Source organism: Actinomadura rubteroloni (assembly GCF_002911665.1).
Taxonomy (GTDB): domain Bacteria; phylum Actinomycetota; class Actinomycetes; order Streptosporangiales; family Streptosporangiaceae; genus Spirillospora; species Spirillospora rubteroloni.
This window is the reverse complement of sequence record NZ_MTBP01000001.1, coordinates 2,456,144-2,474,698: the sequence shown is the minus strand read 5'-3', so window position 1 is coordinate 2,474,698 and position 18,555 is coordinate 2,456,144. Positions and strand designations below refer to the sequence as shown.

Genomic DNA, 18,555 nt, shown 5'->3' with positions numbered 1-18,555 from the left:
GCCCCTGCCCGTCCCGGCACCGGTTCATCCGGCGGAGGCGGGGAAGGGCTCTTTGCGCAGGTAACGGGGGAAATCGGGGGATACATCATGGGGTCGCACGTCCTCGTCGGCTACGACGGCACCAAGGAGAGCGAGCACGCCCTGCGCTGGGCGGCGCGGGAGGCCCGGCTGCGCCGCCTGCCGCTGACCGTCTGCCACGTCTGGCGCTGGCCGTACCCGGACTCCTACGTCGACGCCGACACCGTCACGATCGTCAAGCGCATGGCCGACCACATCCTCGACCAGGGCGTCGCGTTGGCCCACGACGCGGTACCGGCCGTCCGGATCGTCAAGCGGCTCCTGGACGGGCCGCCCTACGCGGCGCTGATGCACGAGGCCCAGACCGCCGAGGTGATCGTCGTCGGGTCCCACCAGCCCGGCGGGGTGCCGCTCGGGTCGACGTCGATCCGGCTGGCGGCGACGGCGCACTGCCCCGTCCTGGTCGTCCGGGACCGGGCCGAGACGTTCTCCGAGGTCGTCGTCGGCGTGGACGGCTCGGCCGCCAGCGACGCCGCGCTCGCCTTCGCCTACGAAGAGGCCACGCTGCGGGGCTGGAGCGTCCGCGCGGTGTACGGCTCGTGGGAGCCGAGCGCCGCCCCCAACGGCGACCTGGCGCTCTACGGCGACTCCGAGGAGCTGCGGCGCGTCTGCGGCGCCCGCCTCGAACGCGCCGTCGCGCCCTGGCAGACCAAGTTCCCGGACGTCACCACCCGCACCGCCCTGGACCTGCGCCCACCCCGCGAGACGCTGCTGGAGGAGGCCGGTTCCGCCGGGCTCGTCGTCGTCGGCAACCGGGGCGTCGGCGGCCTCGAACCGCTTCGCCTCGGCGCGACCAGCAGCGCGGTACTGCAACACGCGCCCGGGACCGTCGCCGTCGTCCCGCCCGCCTGATGGGGGTTTGGCGCAAGACTTACCCGGCGCCGGGGTCGTCCACGGGACGCCCCGGGCATCAGCCGGAAGACCGTCCCGTTGCGGAAGGCAGGACCGATGGGTGACCGGCACGCGGCACGCGGCGTCGTCGTCGGGTTCGACGGCTCGCCCAAGAGCGAGAAGGCCGTGCTCTGGGCGGCCGTGGAGGCCCGCCGGCGCGCGGTGCCGCTCACGCTGTGCCACGCCTGGGAGGTCTACATGAGCGCGGGGCCGATGACGTTCCCCGACACCGACCTCAAACTCGCCGCCGAACAGCTCCTGGAACACGGCGTGGAACGCGCCCGGGAGGAATGGGACAACGTCGAGTCCGTCCTCGGGCGCGGCTCGGCGTCCTCGGTCCTGATGGACGCCGCCGCCGAAGCCGAACTGGTCGTCGTCGGCTCGCGCAGCCACAGCAAGTTCGGCAATCTCGTCATCGGCTCGGCGGCCGTGGAGATGACGGCCCACTCACCGTGCCCGGTGGTCGTGGTGCGCGAGGAAAAGCAGACGCACGAACGCGTCGAATCCGGGAACGTGGTCGTAGGCGTGGACGGCTCCGAGGCGTCCCGCCAGGCCGTAGGCGTCGGCTTCACCGAAGCCCACTTGCACCGGACGTCACTCGTCGTCCTTCTCGCCTGGCCCCGAAGCGTCGAGAGCGGCGTGCTGCCGTTGCTGAACGCCGACGACCTGCGCGGCCTGGCCCAAGACCGCCTGGCCCGCCTCATCGCCCCCTGGCGCGACGAATACCCCGAGGTAAAGGTGGACGCCCGAGTAGAAATCGGCCCTCCCCGCGAAGTCCTCCTGGAAGCCTCGGCCGACGCCGGCCTCTTGGTAGTCGGCTCCCGAGGCCTGGGCGGCTTCCGCGGCCTGCTCCTGGGCTCCGTAAGCCGCGCCCTTCTAGACCAGGCCCCCTGCCCAGTGGCGGTGGCCCACGCCCCCGAGCCCTCCGGCGGATGACCACAACGCTGGTAGTCGGCGTAGACGGCTCAGCCGCCAGCCTGACGGCCGTCGAGTGGGCAGCAGCCGAAGCCTCCCGCCGCGAGACGTCCCTAAGAGCCGTCTGCGTGACAACCCCAGGCCCACCCGACGCCGAAACCATCCTGGACCAAGCGGTGACCAGAGCCCGCCCCCACATCTCAGCCCCGCACCTGACCACCGCCGTAACAACAGGCCAACCAGCCGCCGCCCTGATCGACGCCGCCTCAGACGCGTCGATCCTGATCGTCGGCTCAAGAGGCCGAGGAGGCCGCACAGGCCTCCTCCTAGGCTCGGTAGCCCTCCAGGTAACGTCCCACGCCCCCTGCCCCGTGATCTCAGTACGCGGCGACCCGTCGTCCACGCACGGCGAGGTGGCAGTGGGCATAGACGGCTCCCCAGGCTCGCAGGCAGCCCTGGCGTTCGCGTTCAACGCAGCCAACGTCCGGGACAAGCCCCTACGAGCAGTCCAAGCCTGGACGACCCCACCACCCAACGCCGCCCCCCACGTCCCCGACCCAGAACTGATAGAGGACGCAGAAGTACAAACGACCCTGGCCGACGCCCTAGCCGAAGCAGGCAAGCCCTACCCGAACGTCCGCGTGATCCCCGACGCAACCCAGACCCGCCCCGTAAGAGCCCTGACCAACGCCTCAACCCAAGCAGACCTGCTGGTAGTGGGCTCCCGAGGCCGAGGAGGCTTCAAGGGCCTACTCCTAGGCTCAGTGGCAAACGCGATGCTCCACCGCTCAGCCTGCCCCGTAGCGGTAGTCCACCCCTGATCACGCCCACCCACGAAACCCTGTACCCTACATACGGCGACCGACCACCCGTCGCGCCGCACGCGGGCGTAGCTCAATGGTAGAGCCCCAGTCTTCCAAACTGGCTACGCGGGTTCGATTCCCGTCGCCCGCTCCAATCAAAAAAGCCCAGGCTAGGTACACTCCCCCGCCTGGGCTTTCGTCTTTCACCGTGCCTACTCGATCATCCGGCCCGTCGCGGACCCGATCGCCCCTTTCTATTTCTCACCCTGCGCGCAGCCTTGAGAGGCCGCGCCGAGCGGTCAGCTCCTGTGCCGGTGTCGGGGCGGTCACGGACGGACAGGCGGCTGCGGTCCTCGCCCGCCAGCAAAGGCGGGCGCCACCCATCGCGGCGGACGCCTTGTCCTTGGCGATGAGGTTGTTGCGATTCTCGCCCGCCAGCGAAGGCGGGCGCCACCCGCCCGTCCCGCCGGCCAGCGGAGCGAACCGCAGGTTGCGATCCTCGCCCGCCGGCGAAGGCGGGCGCCACGCGTGCGCGAGCTGTACGCCAAGCGCGCCGCGCAGACGTTGCGATCCTCGCCCGCCAGCGAAGGCGGGCGCCACTCCTCGTGCTCAGGCTTGCGGGTAGACGGTCGCGTCGTTGCGATCCTCGCCCGCCAGCGAAGGCGGGCGCCACAGAGGACCGAGAGCCCTACCTGCCCGATGACCAGAGGTTGCGATCCTCGCCCGCCAGCGAAGGCGGGCGCCACCCGCTTCCTGCGGGTCCGCGTCACCGCGGCCACGGCCGTGTTGCGATCCTCGCCCGCCAGCGAAGGCGGGCGCCACCGGTTGAGACGACGTTCCGCGCGGACGTCAATGACCCGTTGCGATCCTCGCCCGCCAGCGAAGGCGGGCGCCACCGGTACGGACGTCAGGTCGTCGCGTGGTACGGGCTGTTGCGATCCTCGCCCGCCAGCGAAGGCGGGCGCCACTTCCTCGACCCGTTCAACCGGCGCTGGCATGAGGGGTTGCGATCCTCGCCCGCCAGCGAAGGCGGGCGCCACAGCCACACAATGCCACGCGACGCCACGGGAAGCGCGTTGCGATCCTCGCCCGCCAGCGAAGGCGGGCGCCACCGGAGCTTGGGCATCGACATGATGTTGCTGCACCAGTTGCGATCCTCGCCCGCCAGCGAAGGCGGGCGCCACCCGTCCGATCTGCGAAGCGCGATCACTGGCCATAGCGTTGCGATCCTCGCCCGCCAGCGAAGGCGGGCGCCACCGCCCGGGCGCGCGGCGGGTCGATCACAGACCGGGCGTTGCGATCCTCGCCCGCCAGCGAAGGCGGGCGCCACGCGCGGCCCTTGGCGATCCCCATCCCGTCGGCGGCGTTGCGATCCTCGCCCGCCAGCGAAGGCGGGCGCCACCTGGGCGAAGCGTCCTTCGAGTGGTCGACCCACGGAACGTTGCGATCCTCGCCCGCCAGCGAAGGCGGGCGCCACTCGGGAGGTCGCGGAGCGCCCCCAGGTCGTCGTTGATGTTGCGATCCTCGCCCGCCAGCGAAGGCGGGCGCCACGTCGGCGACACCCTCGATCAGCGGTGCCCAGTGCGGGTTGCGATCCTCGCCCGCCAGCGAAGGCGGGCGCCACCTCCGTCGCCAGATCGCCGCGCCCACCTCGACCCCGTTGCGATCCTCGCCCGCCAGCGAAGGCGGGCGCCACCTGACCCCCTGGCGGTCTCGCTCAAGGCGCGTACGGCGTTGCGATCCTCGCCCGCCAGCGAAGGCGGGCGCCACGACGAGATGGCCGGAACCGACTTCCTCACGCTGTCGCAGTTGCGATCCTCGCCCGCCAGCGAAGGCGGGCGCCACCTGCCCGAGTCAGTGACCGACCGCGTCCGGGTATCGCACGTTGCGATCCTCGCCCGCCAGCGAAGGCGGGCGCCACGGCAATTGAGCTGGGGACATTACCCACTGAGCTTGGTTGCCTACGACATTGAAAGGGACACTGATGCCCACAGATGCCCAAAAGTAGTTCGAGACCTCCCGGCGATTCGGCGACCACTTGAGGTTCCGAAGTGTCCGGCGTCGTGGGAGGTCGCCAGCGAGCATCTGCCCACGGTAATGCTGTGGCGTGCGGCTCGCCCGCGATTGGGGCCACTGTGCTTGCCTGGCCGCGCGCGCCCGGGCGACCGGAGACGACTCGACTTTGCGACCTCGCCAAGTGACCATCGCTGAGTCTTCTGCCTGGAATTTCCGCCTTAGAACGTACGGGAAGCACGTTGTGGCGGTAGCGTGACTTCCACCCGGAAGCACGAAGGCCCCAGTATCAGAACTGGGACCTTTCGTGGGGACGATGCATCGGAGGTGGACGACGCCCGGTTCGCGAGCCAGACCGCTGAGGGCGGGGCGTCGGGGGGAGCTAGCCGAAGTCGAAGTCTCCGGCCTTGGCCGCTCCGACGAAGCCGGCCCAAGTGTCCCGACTGAAGGCCAAGACGGGACCGTCCGGGTCCTTGGAGTCACGCGCCAGGTGGACGGCCCCAAGAGTCGCTGCTTCGACGCAGTCGCCGTTCCTTCCGCTGAAGCTGCTCTTCTGCCACCGGACGTTAGGCACATCGGCACCCGTGATAGTGCTCGCGTTGGATCGGATCATCAGACTTCCCGGATCGCCTGCGCAATCAGCGCACGCGACCGGTCAGCGTCGTGCGCCTTCGCGCGCAGATGGTTGAACACGTCGTTATACCGGGTCACATGCTTCTTCTCCTGGAGGTACAGCGACCCGTGCTCCGACTCAATGTAGACCACGTCCAGGTCGGCGGACTCCGGGAAGCCGAAGATGACGAACGGCGCGAGGTCCTGCGCAGCGTGCATCCCCGCTGAGAACGGCAGCACCTGCATCGTGACCGAAGGAAGCTCCGACCGGTCCAGTAGGTACTTGAGCTGCACTCTCGCCGTCTCGGCCTGATCGAACCGCCGAATAGCAGCTTCGTTGAGGATGGCCCAGAACGTGGGCGCATCGACGGCTTCCAAGCGCTTCTGGCGCTGGCGGCGGAGTTCGATCGTCCGCTCGATCTCGTTCTCATCGCCGTCGTCGAGCAGGGCAGCCCGCAGGTAGGCCCGATGGTAGTCGGGCGTCTGAAGCAGGCCCGGAATCAGCTCGCTCTGGTAGCTGCGGATCTCCGCGGCCTCGGTCTCCAGACCGACGAAGACCTCGAACCACTGCGGGATTGCATCGGTGTAGCTGTGCCACCAGTCCTTGCGGGTGGCGTCCTTGGCGAGCTGGATCAGCGTGTCCGCCAGCTCGTCCGACACCTTGTAGAGGCTGAGCATCGCGCGCACGTCCGCGACCTTGGCCGGCTGGATGCCGCGTTCGAGCTTGATCTGTTTGCTCTCCGACCAGCCCATCTCCTCCGCGACCTGCGCCTGGGTGAAGCCGGCCTCCTCACGAGCACGCCGAAGCTCCTGGATCAGCCGACGGCCGCGCACAGTCAGCGTGTGAGTTGCCATTGCCTTTCACTCCTTTTGTTCACTAACACCCGGAATGTCATGTAGCTGATCGTAATCGAAGTGAACTTTCCACCTGGAATCCCTTGTGGAATCAGAGTTCCAGGTGGATTCTAGTTGGGCAACACAGCCTTCGGATGAGAAGTATGGCGGTGCATCGTCTTGCGTGGTGGTCGGTCTCGTGTATCTCCACGTTCGGATGGTGTATCTCCGACAGGGAGCGCCATGGGATTCGGCGATTGCACGCACGGCCGACGTCAACCGCTGCTCGGCGGTGACGTCCAGAGCGCCAAACCACCCACCGACATACCGGTCACGAACCGGCCACCCGCCACGACGAGACTTGCGCACACTGAGGAACCGGCACGTCAGACCCTGTCCAGCGAAGTCCCGGCCGCTGCCGTGCCGACGGTGACGCGGCAGTACCCGGCATCGCTGGCCGCCGCGGGGGTCGCACGCGACCAGACTCGGAACGCGCTGCAGCGCTGGGGCCTGGCGGCGCTGGCCTCCGATGCGGTCCTGATCGTCGGGGAGCTGATGGCCAACGCGGTCGAGGTTTCTGGCGTCCTGGACAGGATCGGCGTCCACGTTCGGGCCGAGCGCACACGGATCGTCCTGGCCGTATGGGATGGCGACGCCGCGCTCCCCGCGCCCCGGCACGTCGAGCTGTCGCTGGAAGCCCTCGACCTCGACGAGGACAACTGGGATGACAACGGCGGCTGGGGACTGACGATCGTCCAGTCCCTCAGCTCGGCGTGCTGGATCGAACAGACTCCGCCACGCGGCAAATGGGTCTGCGCCGCTCTAACTCACGGCCGCATGTAATGACGTGTTTCGCCTGGCGTCAGCTGCCCGCGCTGGCCCACCGCTGCAAGCCTCACATCGCCGACGGTGCGCCGCTGGAGCTGGCGAACCGAGGGCCGCCCGCGCTCTCGCCGTTACCGTCCACCCGACCGCGGTTCTTGACCACGGCCACATCGCCGGGGCCGCCCCGCAAGACGGGGGCAGGACGGCCCGGAACCTCCAGGACCCGTCCAGCGCCACAGCGCACCGAACGACGAACGCCTGGCACCAACCGAACGCGGCCGACGTACATCAACGCCATGCCCGTTCACGTCCCAAGCAGCGCCACCGCCCACGACGAGCAGCCCCGCAAGTTCCACCGACCGAACAACACGGCACCGGTCATCGGGCCGTCCAACACCGGAGTCCAGAAGTTGAACGAGAAGAACGAACAGCAGCCCACCCTCTACACGCCGTCCGAAGTGGCGCAGTTCTTTCGCGTGGACCCCAAAACCGTGACCCGCTGGGCCAAGACCGGAACCCTGCACCCGATCACCCTTCCGTCCGGCCACCGCCGCTACCACGCCACCGAGATCCATAACCTCCTCCAGCTCGGCAACGCCCACGACACGACCGCCGGCGGCCCCGACACCAGCACCCCGGCCAAGGTCTCCGACCCCATCCCGTCCGGCCGAGCCCGAGCCGTACTCCACAGCGTCGTCCGCGACTACTTCAACGGCGACAAGCACGCCGCAATCAACATCCTCAACGCCGACTAACTACGCGCAACCAACAAACCGAGACACGACCGATCCATCAAGGCACCCCCGGGCTGCGGTGGCGAAGCCACAATCCGGTTTCTGCCACCGCACCCGACCAAAAACCCTCGTCAGCGGCCACGAGCCTCACCCGCCAACGCGATCACCAGCGGCGCAACGTCGCAGTCCTCGTCCGCCAGAGTGAAGGCGGGCTCCACCGCTGACGCTGGCGCGAACGCGGCTCCTGAACCTCTTGCGATCCTCGCTCGCCAGTGAAGGCGGGCGCCACCTGAGAGCGGAGCATCATGTAGTTGGCGGTGCCGCCGTTGCGATCCTCGCTCGCCGGTGAAGGCGGGCGCCACGTGGGGAAGATGGAGCCAACGTAGTAGACCACATCCTAGTTGCGATCCTCGCTCGCCGGTGAAGGCGGGCGCCACCCCTTGGCAATCCCCATCCCGTCGGCGCCGCGCATGTTGCGATCCTCGCTCGCCGGTGAAGGCGGGCGCCACGCCCGGTTGCGGGCGGCTCCGGAGTCGGTGATGCGGTTGCGATCCTCGCTCGCCGGTGAAGGCGGGCGCCACACCGCAGCGCGCACCACGTGATCGCCACCGGCCCCGTTGCGATCCTCGCTCGCCGGTGAAGGCGGGCGCCACCTCATGGGCGCGCTCGGGCAGGCGTGGCGGGACGGGCAGTTGCGATCCTCGCTCGCCGGTGAAGGCGGGCGCCACCGACGGCGCGCCGGATGGTGTCGGCGGTCACGGGAGGTTGCGATCCTCGCTCGCCGGTGAAGGCGGGCGCCACGGGCGAGGTCGTGCGCCTCCAGGAGCGAGGTCGCCAGGTTGCGATCCTCGCTCGCCGGTGAAGGCGGGCGCCACCCGGGAGAGGACACCACGATGGAGCCCCACGAGCGGCTGTTGCGATCCTCGCTCGCCGGTGAAGGCGGGCGCCACGCGCGAGACGGCGGCCCAGGACGCGGACGTAGGCGGTGTTGCGATCCTCGCTCGCCGGTGAAGGCGGGCGCCACTGCCGAGGCGGGCACGGCCGGACCGGTACCGGAAGTAGTTGCGATCCTCGCTCGCCGGTGAAGGCGGGCGCCACTCGTCGGCGACATCCTGCTGCCCCCGCTCACCCAAGTTGCGATCCTCGCTCGCCGGTGAAGGCGGGCGCCACTTTACGAGTGCTCGCGTATCCTGCGCGAGATCGCCGAGTTGCGATCCTCGCTCGCCGGTGAAGGCGGGCGCCACAACGACGTGATCCGGAACCTTCACAGGGTGAACGACGTTGCGATCCTCGCTCGCCGGTGAAGGCGGGCGCCACGGTCGATAGCCCCGATGGAGTCAGAGCCGTTCCAGTCGTTGCGATCCTCGCTCGCCGGTGAAGGCGGGCGCCACGACGGCGAGCATGACGCGGCTGCTGTCGTGGAGGCTGTTGCGATCCTCGCTCGCCGGTGAAGGCGGGCGCCACACGGCTGCGGCGAGCGCTTCCGGGGAGCCCATGAGCTCGTTGCGATCCTCGCTCGCCGGTGAAGGCGGGCGCCACGGGCTGGACTGCTCGGGCCTGACCTCGGGGGCGTGGTTGCGATCCTCGCTCGCCGGTGAAGGCGGGCGCCACTCGGCGCAGGATCTCCATGGCCGGGCCCGCGGCGGCGTTGCGATCCTCGCTCGCCGGTGAAGGCGGGCGCCACACACGCTCGCCGGTCGCGGCGACGGCCAGCGCGAGGTTGCGATCCTCGCTCGCCGGTGAAGGCGGGCGCCACGCGCCAAGACGCCGGGGTCGCCCATGAGACCGAAGTTGCGATCCTCGCTCGCCGGTGAAGGCGGGCGCCACTGCAGCTCGCGGTCGCGTTCGGGGCGCACTTCAACCAGTTGCGATCCTCGCTCGCCGGTGAAGGCGGGCGCCACCGCAAGGACGGGCGGCTCCGCGAGCACAAGAACAAGGTTGCGATCCTCGCTCGCCGGTGAAGGCGGGCGCCACACCGGCTCGCACGTGCAAGAGGTCCCGATCAGCCGGTTGCGATCCTCGCTCGCCGGTGAAGGCGGGCGCCACCTAGGCGTAGTGGCCCCGGTAGCCGTCGGTCGTCCAGTTGCGATCCTCGCTCGCCGGTGAAGGCGGGCGCCACGCCCGCGCCGGCGCGCAGCCGCTCCAGCGGTCCACCGAGTTGCGATCCTCGCTCGCCGGTGAAGGCGGGCGCCACGACCCGGGACGCCTGGCCCGTGGCGCAGTGGCTCGAAGTTGCGATCCTCGCTCGCCGGTGAAGGCGGGCGCCACTCGTACGGGATGCCGCGCGTGTCGCGGATCGACTCGTTGCGATCCTCGCTCGCCGGTGAAGGCGGGCGCCACAGGTGGATCGGGTTGGGCTGCGACTACGGCACCACGTTGCGATCCTCGCTCGCCGGTGAAGGCGGGCGCCACAGCAATTGACCTGCCGTTATTACGCTGTGTGTTGACGGGTACGGCTTGTTGAATCGGACGAAGTATGCGTCTTTCGCCTAAATCTCATTGGGAACCTGCCGGGGGTTCTGTGGGCGCTTGGGGTTCCGAACTACAGGATGAGCGCGTCGTCGTGCGGTAGAGGTGCGGCCGTGCCGAGCGTCTTCACGTCTCTGAGAGAGCCCTTGGGAACGCGGTAGATCCGGATGCTGTCCTGGTCATGGTCGATGATCCGTTGGACCTTGTCCAGGAGGACGAGGAGGTCGGCGTCGCTGCAGACGATCTCGAAGACCGACTTTTGGACGCGCATTCCGTAGCCTTCGCACAGTTTCGCTACTCGGCGCAGGCGGTTTCTTCCGGGTGGGTCGATGGTGCTGACGTCGTAGGTGAGTAGAAGTTCCATCAGATCATCCAGGGCATGTAGTCGGGGAGTTCGCCGCGGATGTGGCGCGCGAGGATGCGTGCCTGGACAGCTGGAAGGAGTGCTGTCGGGATCCTTCGTCCGTGGAGGCGGTGTGGGCGTTCTTTCGTCATGGCCTCGCGCCATGCGGTCAGGGCGATGGTCCTGCCTGGCTCGGTGAGTTGTACTGCGCCGCCGGGCAGGGTCTCGAAGTGCTCTGCCGTGAGCTGGCGGCGGTTGAGCAGGGTGAGTGCCAGACGGTCCGCGATGGGTGCGCGCAGCTCTTCCATGAGGTCTAGTGCCAGGGCCGGTTTGGCCGGGCGTAGGCCGTGGAGGAAGCCGATGTACGGGTCCAGGCCGACTTGCTCCGCTGCTCCCTGCGCTATCGACCTTGTCAGGCCATAGAAGAAGGACAGCAGGGCGTTGATCGGGTCGGTCGGGGGGCGGCGGATTCGGCTCGGGAAGGCACCTACGTCCAGGTCGCGGCGCAGCAGGAAGCGGAAGCCCTCGAAGTAGCGCCGGGACGCCTCGCCCTCGATGCCGCGCAGGACGTCGAGATCGCCAGCTTCGGGTATCGCGATGATGGCTTCGGCGATGTTCTCTGCTTTCGCGCGGATCTCGTCCTGTCCTCGTTGTGCGTCGCGGGCGCCTTTCAGCAGGATCTGGCGGCTGTTCTGCAGCTTTCCGGCGACGAATCCTCGGGCGGTTTCGAGCGTGGCGCGGGCGTTCGCGTGGTGGAGGTGTTGGGCGTGTCTGAGCAAAACGTTTCCTCGGGTCGGGCCGTCGAGTCGGTTGAGGAAGCGGCCTCCTGCGCTCATCCACGTCACCGAGCGTGCGTCTGCTGCGCAGCGTGTCAGGAGCGGGTTGCTGACGTTGACGTTCCCGAACGCGACGATCTCCTGGATGCGCCGCAGCGGCACGATGTTCCGTCCGGTGTGTTCGGGGATGACGATCCGGATGCTGTCGCCCTCGAGGAACAGCGACGCGCCCTGCGTCTGGACGTACAGGGTGTTGAGGAGTTCAGTCATCCCCGGAACTTTCGGCTGCGGGTCGGAATCGACGAGCGAGTTCATTCGCGTAGCGTTTCTGGTTGGCGAGCAGCTTCGGCATGCAGAGTTCGTTCATCGAGCAGCGGCGGCATCGTGCATCGGCGACCGGGCCGGGCAGCACCGTGCCGGTGAGAACGGCTCGGACTTCTTCGCTGATGGCGACCACCCGGCGGCGGAGGATGTCGTCCACGGGCACGGCATGGCGGCGCCGATCCGCGCCCGAGTAGATGTAGCCCTGAGCTATCCGGGTCGCGAACCGCGCTTCCAGGCAGATCGCCTGCGCGGCGAGCTGGACGTCCGCCGGCCCGCCTTTCACGTACGAACCGGCCTTGTACTCGATCGGGACGACGTTTCCGTCGTCGTGCAGTTCGACCGCGTCGCAGACCCCGTTCAGGCCGAGTTCGTCGTGCCAGACCGGGAGCGCACGAAGAACGCGCACTCCCGGCCTGGTCTCCTCCCCCGGCTCGTGGACGCGCTGGTGGAGCAGGTTCCCGCGGACGGTGCTCGCGTCGTCGGCGTAGCTGCTCTCCAGCAGAATGAGGCCGGCCTGACGCGGGCAGTAGTCGTAATGTTCGAGCGCGGACAGCGGGACCTGGATCTCTTCCGTCATTTGCGTCAGCCGACGACCCGGGTATAAGTGACGCCGTCGGGGATCCCGGACTCATCGAGCTTGACCTGGTAGTCGCTGAAACTGCGCGGCGGGCCTGCCACCTGCGCGCGGACCGACATCAGCTCGAACAGCTCGTGCGCGGGCGCGTTGCCGAACGCGTCGCTGTGCGTGAAGACGTGCAGGCCGCGCAGCGCCATTTCGCCGCGGCTCGACGCGCGGTCGTGCTCGAACATCAACTGCATCGACCGCCACAGGACCGCCAGGTCGTCGGACGTGACGCCGGTCTTCTTCGCCAATGGCGCGCTGAAGTGACCGTATCCGACGTAGAGGCCGTACGGAATGGTGCGCTTGTTCCCCATCTCCGTCGTCTCGCCCTTGTCAATGTGCTCGGTCTTGGTCTGCGTGACCCGGGTGATGCTGTGTTCGGCCGGGAAGACGGGATCGACCGACCGCGCGAAGGTGAGCTGGACCGGCCCCTGGACGCGTCCCGCCTGCTGGGTACCGGTGGACATCACCGCGCCGAACATCCGGACGTCGAAGAACGTCTCGCACATCCACCGCTGCGCCGCGAGGATGGCGTCCTTCTTTTTCTTCGCGTCGAGCTTCAGCGCCGTGTAGGCGCGCTCGTGCTGGGAGTTGAGGGAGACACCCGCCTCGACGTAGATGTCATAGCCGGGTGTGCCTTCCTTCAGCAGGCTGATCATGTTGCGGATCTTGCGCTTGACGGCGACGTCCGTGACCAGCCCTTCGCCGGTCTCGGGGTCGGTCCTGGGCAGGCCGCCGGCGTCCGGGTCGCCGTTCGGGTTTCCGTCGCGCACGTCGAAGAGCAGGACGAAGTCGTGCTTGCGAGCGGGGTCGAGATGGGGCGCTGTCGTCATGGTCGGATCTCCTCGTGTCTCGGGTCAGTCAGCGGAATTGGCGGCGGCGCGGGCGCGGGTGATGTCCTCGCTCCCCTGCCGGCTGTAGCCGATGATGAAGGCGGCTTGGTCGCGCAGCTCGAAACGCTCGGGGGGGCCGCCGTCCGGAAGCTGCTCAAGAAGGGCCTTGAGCTTCACCTCGAGCGCGAATCCAGCAGCTCGGCTCGACTGCTGCTTGCTGTTCTTGAGCTTCTTGAGGTGGCCGTTCGCGAGCGGGAACAAGCGCGTGAGGGTAGCCTGCGGTCGCGTCATCGCGGTGCTGAGGTACCGGTCGCCGATCGTCGTGTTGACGTCCGGAATCGCCCTGCGCTGAATCGACTCCAGGACGGCGAACGCGCGGCCCCAGATCACGGCGACGTTCTCTTCGTTGGACACCCTGGTCTCCTTGAACGGGGGACGGGACAGGACGAGCTGCACCAACGCGACCCTCGGCAGGTCGATGCGGGAATCGGCACGGACGCGGTGCAGCAGATGGGGCAGAACCCAGACCGGGACGGGTACGCCCGTCAGCGCCGAGCGCAGCAAAGCCGAATAGGTCGCGTCCGGTGCTGACTTGTCGACGTAGCGCTTCTTGTCGGAGTCCCAGCGTCCGCACGATTGAGCGATCTGCCACAGCGGAAGGACGCGTTCCCTGCCCTTCCACGGATCGGGGAGGCGATGGTCGTCGAACCAGACGGTCACGTGCTGCAACGCCTCGGTCAATGGCACGTCGATCCAGTCCCGTATGACCGCGCGGCCCTGGTTGGCGCCCAGCGTCACCGCGTAGAAGACGTTGTCCACGGCGGTGTCGATGTCTTCGTTCGCCTTGTCCACAGCCTTGTAGACGGCGTCGACATCGGCCGGATCGGCGCGATCCAGCGCCGACCCGAGTGGGAGTTCCTGCTCGTCACGCAGCCACCACACGGTGACCGTGTCGCTGCCCCGGAATCGATGTTCTGGATCGGCGAGGAGCGAGTTGAGCACGGCCATCGCTCGACCACAGCGGTCGCAGATCGGCGTGTTGCCCAGTTGGATCGTGCCGCCACGGCCTTGTGCGGGCTTGTTGATCGACACGAGTTGGGCGTCACGGGTCCGGCCGTTCGAGGACGGGATCGCGCCGCCTTTGATCGGTTCGGGAATCGTGTCGAGCAACTCACCGATCTGGCCGCACGACAGGCAGACTCCCTTGGCGTTCCCGGTGCTCTTGCGCTCCCGTACCACCGCACGCCAGCACTCGACCGCACTCTCGCGCATGTGGACGTATTCCCTGTCTCCGGAGAGCAGGATCGCCACCGTGTCAGAGTGCTTGGCGTCCTCGGGAAGGGTGATGTTGAGGTGGCGTGCCCTGTCGAAGAACGACACCACCGCAGCGGCTCGGGGATCGTCGGGAGCGCTGTCCCGCCACCGCCGCAACAACGCGACGTAAGCATCGTTGCGCCGGTTCGCCTCCTCTTCTTCTCCCAGCGAGTCGTCCTTCGGCATGGCGAACACGTATTGGAGCGTGTCCACGAGGAGAGCGGGCGGGGGCTTCATTCCCGACCGGTAGACGTACGGCGCCGGCATCGGAAATCCCGCCGGGTTGTCGTCGGTGGCGAGCGAGGCCAGGCCCTGCGCCATCGGGTTGCCGTCGCCATCGAGTTGCAGCGCCCACTTCACCGAACGGACCCGGTAGTAGTCCGGAGGCAGTTTCGGACGCTGCTCTGCGTGGTCGGCCAGATGTTTCAGCAGCACGGGATCACGCGTCCCTCCGCGTGCTCGCCGGCTCGGCCGACGACAGCCGACGGCCTTCCTTCGGGACGTGCATCACGCCGTCCTTCAGTTCCGCGAGGAACCAGGTGTAGGTCTCGCCTCGCTCGCCATACTCGATGCTGTGGAGCATGACGCCGAGGTCTTCGGTGTGCGGGATCGGTGGCCGATCCGTCAGCTTGCGGACGTAGCTCGCCGAGAACTCACGGGTTCCGAGGAACGGCTGCGAGAAGCAGGCGCCGCGATCCATGCGGCGCCTGAACATGGCGCGGTACTTGTCGATGGGTTCGGTCGCGTGCGTCCGGAGGCGGACCTGTGCGTGGATGCGGTAGTCCACGTCTCGCAGGCAGACCATGTTCCGCTGATCACGATCGTCCTCGACGTCGTACCGGACGGACGTGTCCGCCATGGCCTTCCGCACCCAGTCGACGGTCAGCATCGACTCGACCTCGTTGCGACGGATCGCCGCCCATTTGATCTTGGACAGCACGTCAATCTGGGTGATCTGGTACTCGAATTCCGGTTTCCAGAAGATCGCCTCCAGTACCCCGCGCGCCGCCGAGGGCGTCATAACGGGATAACTCAGGCGCTCGGACTTGTACTCCGGCCGCGTGAAACATGCCAGCGGACCGCCGACTTCAACGACCAGCGCGGGCGGCGGGTGGTGGCCGCCCCGATGACCTGCCGTGGTCATTTTCGTACCGCCTTACCTGGATGGACAGGCAGCAAGGTACTCGGCAAGTACGGCAGTTCGTGGATGCTAGCCAGCTTTGTCCTGATCGGGACTTCGACTTGCGAAAACCCGATCAGGACATACGGCGCCACATGTTGTCAACCGGGCGAAAAGTTGCGACCCTCTCCCGCATGGGCGGAAGCCACATCACTCACTGAACATCTCCCGACCGCCAGTCGATCAACGCCCGCGAGCGATGTAAACAACCACCATACACGGCGGCCATTGCGCAACTATGTGCCAGTTTTGCGGACTTTGAGAAAATCGCCCACAGGCATGCGAGGGTTCTTTTCCCTTGGCTGGTCTCTATGTTGCGCCTACCCAGTGCTACCGTCATTATTAAGCCCCACAAGCGCGTGGGAGAAATACCCAATGCGAAAGGATGGCCCAATGTCCGAAAACGGCGGCTATGGTTGCAGTCGGCGCAGTTCCTGGCGGATCGAGTTTCGGATCCGCATGGGCCGTTGGCACATGTCACTGAGGCGGTCTGTCTAGAACCCTCCGCAACGGAGTAACCGAAGCTCCTCGCGCAGGCAGTGCCAGTGGTGCCACCTGGCAGGGTTGGACGCTCCCCAGCCAGGTGGCTTCAGGCCCTAAAAAATGTAGGTGTTCGAGTCGGCTAGTTCGATGCCGCGCTCGGGGTGGTAGTCGCCGAGCCAGTGGATCAAGTCGCCGATCACGGGCTCGGCGAGGCCGTCGTCGACGGCTTTTCGGGCAGTGCCGCGCGGGATCGCCGCCATGTAGGGGCGAAGTTCTCGGAGCAGGGCGCCCGCGTAGGGGACGCCTCGGCGGATCTCGTGGATGGCCGCCAGGCAGCGGTCCTGGTCGCGTTCGTCTCCCCACGGGACGACGACCGGCGCGGTGTGCTCTTCGATCATCTTGAACCGGCGGGCTACTTCGGGGAAGTCGTACTTCTCGCGGTACTTCTGGATCTCTCGGCCCGTGGTTTCGACGCCCTTCAGCGTGAAACGGTCGGTGTAGTAGGAGTCGAGCGCCTTCAGGTCGTCCGGATCGGCTCGGTCCTCGCCGATGTGGCAGTCGCTGGCGTAGGCCGCCTGTCCGTAGACCTTCGTCTCGCTTTCATCGTCGTTCATCTGGAACACGACGACTTTGCCCACGGCGAGTCGGCCACTTCGGTTACAGCGGCCGGCCGCCTGCTGGAGGGAGTCGGCGGGCGCTTTCGCGCGATAGACGACGGGGAGGTCCAGGTCGACTCCGGCTTCTACGAGCTGTGTGGAGACGACCGCGACCGGCTCGTCGTCGTGCAGCTTCTCCTTGATGTCGTGCAGGACTTGTTTCCTGTGCAGCGCGACCATGCGTGTGGAGAGGTGGAAAACGCTGTTCGGGCCCTGCTCGCGTTCGCTCGTCACGAGTTCATGGAGTTCTTGGGCCTTGCGGGTGGTGTTGACGATGGCGAGGACTTGGCGCTCTTGGGCGATCTCGGCCGCGATTTCTTCGGCGGTGGGCTGTGGGTCTACGCGCCACTGGTACTCGACGCGGCGCAGATCGGTGTAGAGGCGCTCGGGTTCGGCGATGACGTCGCGCAAGGGAACGTCCTTGAACGGGCTGAGCTTCCAGAACGTCGGCTGCGTTGCGGACGCCAGGAGGACGGACGCGCCGAAGTGGTCCGTGAGGCTCCGCAGTGCGGACAGGATCGGGATCAGCATCGCGTCCGGAAGGGCTTGGACCTCGTCCAGGACGATCACCGAGCCCGCCAGCCGGTGCAGGCGGCGCATCGCCGAGGGACGTCGGCCGAAGAGCGACTCGAACAAACGCACCGTGGTCGTCACGACGAACGGGGAGTCCCAGTTCTCGGCCGCCAGCTTCTGCCAGGGAAGTGTCGGCGCTCGGAGGTCCCCTCGCCCTCCCGGAGCGTCGATCTCTACGCCGCTGTGGTGTTCCAGGACGACCGGCTGCTCGCCGTCCCGTTCGAGAACCCTGCGGAACACGCCCGCGTTCTGGTCCGTGATGGAAAGGAACGGCACGGCGACGACCACGCGGCGCAGGCCGTGCGCGCGGGCGTGGTGGAAGGCGAAGCCGCCGGAGGCAAGCGTTTTCCCGGCTCCGGTCGGAGCGGGGAAACGGTAGATCCCGCGTTCGCCCTCCGCTGCGGCGCGGGCCTGTTCGTAGACGGCGCGGCGGATCTCGTCCACCGGGGACGGGTCGTTGCCCGCCAGTAACGCGGCACGGCCCTGCTCGAAACGTTCGGCCATGGCCGCCGCCAGGAGCGGGTGTGGCGGTCTGGAACGTCCGTCGGCGAAGTGCTGTTCGGTGTCGAGGAAGTCCGCGTCCACGACGGTGCTGAAGACCATCCGGACGAGCATTTCGATATCGTCCGATGCCGCGCCCCCGGTCCATGCGGGCCACTCGGGGGCCGGGGACGAGGCGATCTCGGGGACGAGCGCCGACGCGCGTTCGATCGCCTCATCAACCACCGCGCGTTCCCTTCCCGTGGCCCGGCGGAGCGCTTCTTTCAGCGAAGTGAGGGACGGTAGTCCGCCGTGGTGGCCGAGCACGACGGCCGACAGGACGTCGAGACCTCGGGTTGAGGCGAGCAGGGTTCCCGCGCCCTTGTGGTCGATGCCCACCGGGCCGTCGTGTTGCTGTGCCTTTCGCAGGCCGTCCTGCCATGCGCAGGACGCCTTGCCGACGTCGTGGACGAGCGCGAGGTATTCGGCGACCGCGCGGGCTTGAAAGACGTCGGCGAACTTCCCCGCTCGATCCGCCGTTCCCCGGAGATGCTCGGCGAGCCCGTGCCGGCGCCCCGTCTCATTCGCACTGTGCGCCCAGATGTCGTCGTCCACCCGTAACCCCCAGTCTGGTCACGCTTCGTAGCGTTACGTTGCCGTCGGTGAAAACAGGTTCGCATCGAAGGGGTGCACGGCACCGACCGAAGACCGAAGCGTCCACATGCGGACAAGCGCTTTCGCCTTCATGGACGTCTCCGCGGACCACGAATCCTGCGGCGGTATCCGTCCAGGGGACC

Annotated in this window: 13 protein-coding genes, 1 tRNA gene, 1 pseudogene and 2 CRISPR repeat arrays; of the genes and pseudogenes, 6 read left to right on the top strand and 9 right to left on the bottom strand. The window is 67.7% G+C overall.

Annotated elements, in window-relative coordinates:
- The first annotated feature begins 87 nt into the window (after window positions 1–87).
- The 4 genes from BTM25_RS11020 (at window position 88) to BTM25_RS11005 (ending at window position 2,841) form a co-directional block, all read left to right on the top strand.
- Window positions 88–930, top strand: a complete 843-nt coding sequence (locus BTM25_RS11020) for a universal stress protein (protein WP_103562571.1) — start codon at window positions 88–90, stop codon at window positions 928–930.
- 96 nt (window positions 931–1,026) lie between these two features.
- Window positions 1,027–1,905: a universal stress protein gene (locus tag BTM25_RS11015; protein WP_103562570.1), complete on the top strand. Its 879-nt coding sequence runs from the start codon at window positions 1,027–1,029 to the stop codon at window positions 1,903–1,905.
- Window positions 1,902–2,705: a universal stress protein gene (locus BTM25_RS11010; protein ID WP_103562569.1), complete on the top strand. Its 804-nt coding sequence runs from the start codon at window positions 1,902–1,904 to the stop codon at window positions 2,703–2,705. The genes BTM25_RS11015 and BTM25_RS11010 overlap by 4 nt, the downstream gene beginning before the upstream one ends.
- Before the next feature lie 62 nt (window positions 2,706–2,767).
- Window positions 2,768–2,841: transfer RNA gene (locus BTM25_RS11005), tRNA-Gly, on the top strand.
- A gap of 189 nt (window positions 2,842–3,030) precedes the next feature.
- A CRISPR array of direct repeats spans window positions 3,031–4,608; the repeat unit is 37 nt; unit sequence GTTGCGATCCTCGCCCGCCAGCGAAGGCGGGCGCCAC.
- Window positions 4,609–5,082: 474 nt separating this feature from the next.
- Here BTM25_RS11005 and BTM25_RS11000 read toward each other — a convergent pair.
- Together BTM25_RS11000 and BTM25_RS10995 are read right to left on the bottom strand one after the other, a co-directional pair.
- Window positions 5,083–5,313: a DUF397 domain-containing protein gene (locus BTM25_RS11000; RefSeq protein WP_103562568.1), complete on the bottom strand. Its 231-nt coding sequence runs from the start codon at window positions 5,311–5,313 to the stop codon at window positions 5,083–5,085.
- Entirely contained in the window at window positions 5,313–6,167 is an 855-nt protein-coding gene (locus BTM25_RS10995; protein ID WP_103562567.1) for a helix-turn-helix domain-containing protein, read from the bottom strand. The genes BTM25_RS11000 and BTM25_RS10995 overlap by 1 nt, the downstream gene beginning before the upstream one ends.
- Before the next feature lie 222 nt (window positions 6,168–6,389).
- Between BTM25_RS10995 and BTM25_RS10990 the strand changes: the two genes are divergently transcribed.
- Window positions 6,390–6,989, top strand: coding sequence for an ATP-binding protein (locus BTM25_RS10990; protein WP_103562566.1), 600 nt, complete (start codon window positions 6,390–6,392; stop codon window positions 6,987–6,989).
- A gap of 392 nt (window positions 6,990–7,381) precedes the next feature.
- Window positions 7,382–7,555: pseudogene (locus BTM25_RS30330) on the top strand (helix-turn-helix domain-containing protein); the annotation flags it as partial.
- Window positions 7,556–7,957: 402 nt separating this feature from the next.
- A CRISPR array of direct repeats spans window positions 7,958–10,117; the repeat unit is 37 nt; unit sequence GTTGCGATCCTCGCTCGCCGGTGAAGGCGGGCGCCAC.
- 130 nt (window positions 10,118–10,247) lie between these two features.
- Here the strand turns inward: BTM25_RS30330 and cas2 are convergent.
- From cas2 to cas3, 7 genes are all read right to left on the bottom strand, one after another.
- A complete protein-coding gene (cas2, locus tag BTM25_RS10980; RefSeq protein ID WP_103562564.1) occupies window positions 10,248–10,538 on the bottom strand; it encodes a CRISPR-associated endonuclease Cas2 in 291 nt (96 codons plus the stop codon).
- Window positions 10,538–11,608: a type I-C CRISPR-associated endonuclease Cas1c gene (gene cas1c / locus BTM25_RS10975; RefSeq protein ID WP_235828338.1), complete on the bottom strand. Its 1,071-nt coding sequence runs from the start codon at window positions 11,606–11,608 to the stop codon at window positions 10,538–10,540. Before cas1c ends, cas2 begins: the two co-directional genes overlap by 1 nt.
- A complete protein-coding gene (gene cas4 / locus BTM25_RS10970) occupies window positions 11,556–12,194 on the bottom strand; it encodes a CRISPR-associated protein Cas4 (protein ID WP_103562562.1) in 639 nt (212 codons plus the stop codon). Before cas4 ends, cas1c begins: the two co-directional genes overlap by 53 nt.
- A 5-nt stretch (window positions 12,195–12,199) precedes the next feature.
- On the bottom strand, window positions 12,200–13,072 hold the full coding sequence (cas7c, locus tag BTM25_RS10965; protein WP_103562561.1) for a type I-C CRISPR-associated protein Cas7/Csd2: 873 nt from the start codon (window positions 13,070–13,072) through the stop codon (window positions 12,200–12,202).
- Between the two features lie 24 nt (window positions 13,073–13,096).
- A complete protein-coding gene (gene cas8c / locus BTM25_RS10960) occupies window positions 13,097–14,821 on the bottom strand; it encodes a type I-C CRISPR-associated protein Cas8c/Csd1 (RefSeq protein ID WP_103562560.1) in 1,725 nt (574 codons plus the stop codon).
- 4 nt (window positions 14,822–14,825) lie between these two features.
- Window positions 14,826–15,530, bottom strand: coding sequence for a type I-C CRISPR-associated protein Cas5c (gene cas5c, locus BTM25_RS10955; RefSeq protein WP_103562559.1), 705 nt, complete (start codon window positions 15,528–15,530; stop codon window positions 14,826–14,828).
- A 632-nt stretch (window positions 15,531–16,162) separates the two neighbouring features.
- Entirely contained in the window at window positions 16,163–18,373 is a 2,211-nt protein-coding gene (gene cas3, locus BTM25_RS10950) for a CRISPR-associated helicase Cas3' (RefSeq protein ID WP_168212078.1), read from the bottom strand.
- Window positions 18,374–18,555 lie beyond the last annotated feature (182 nt).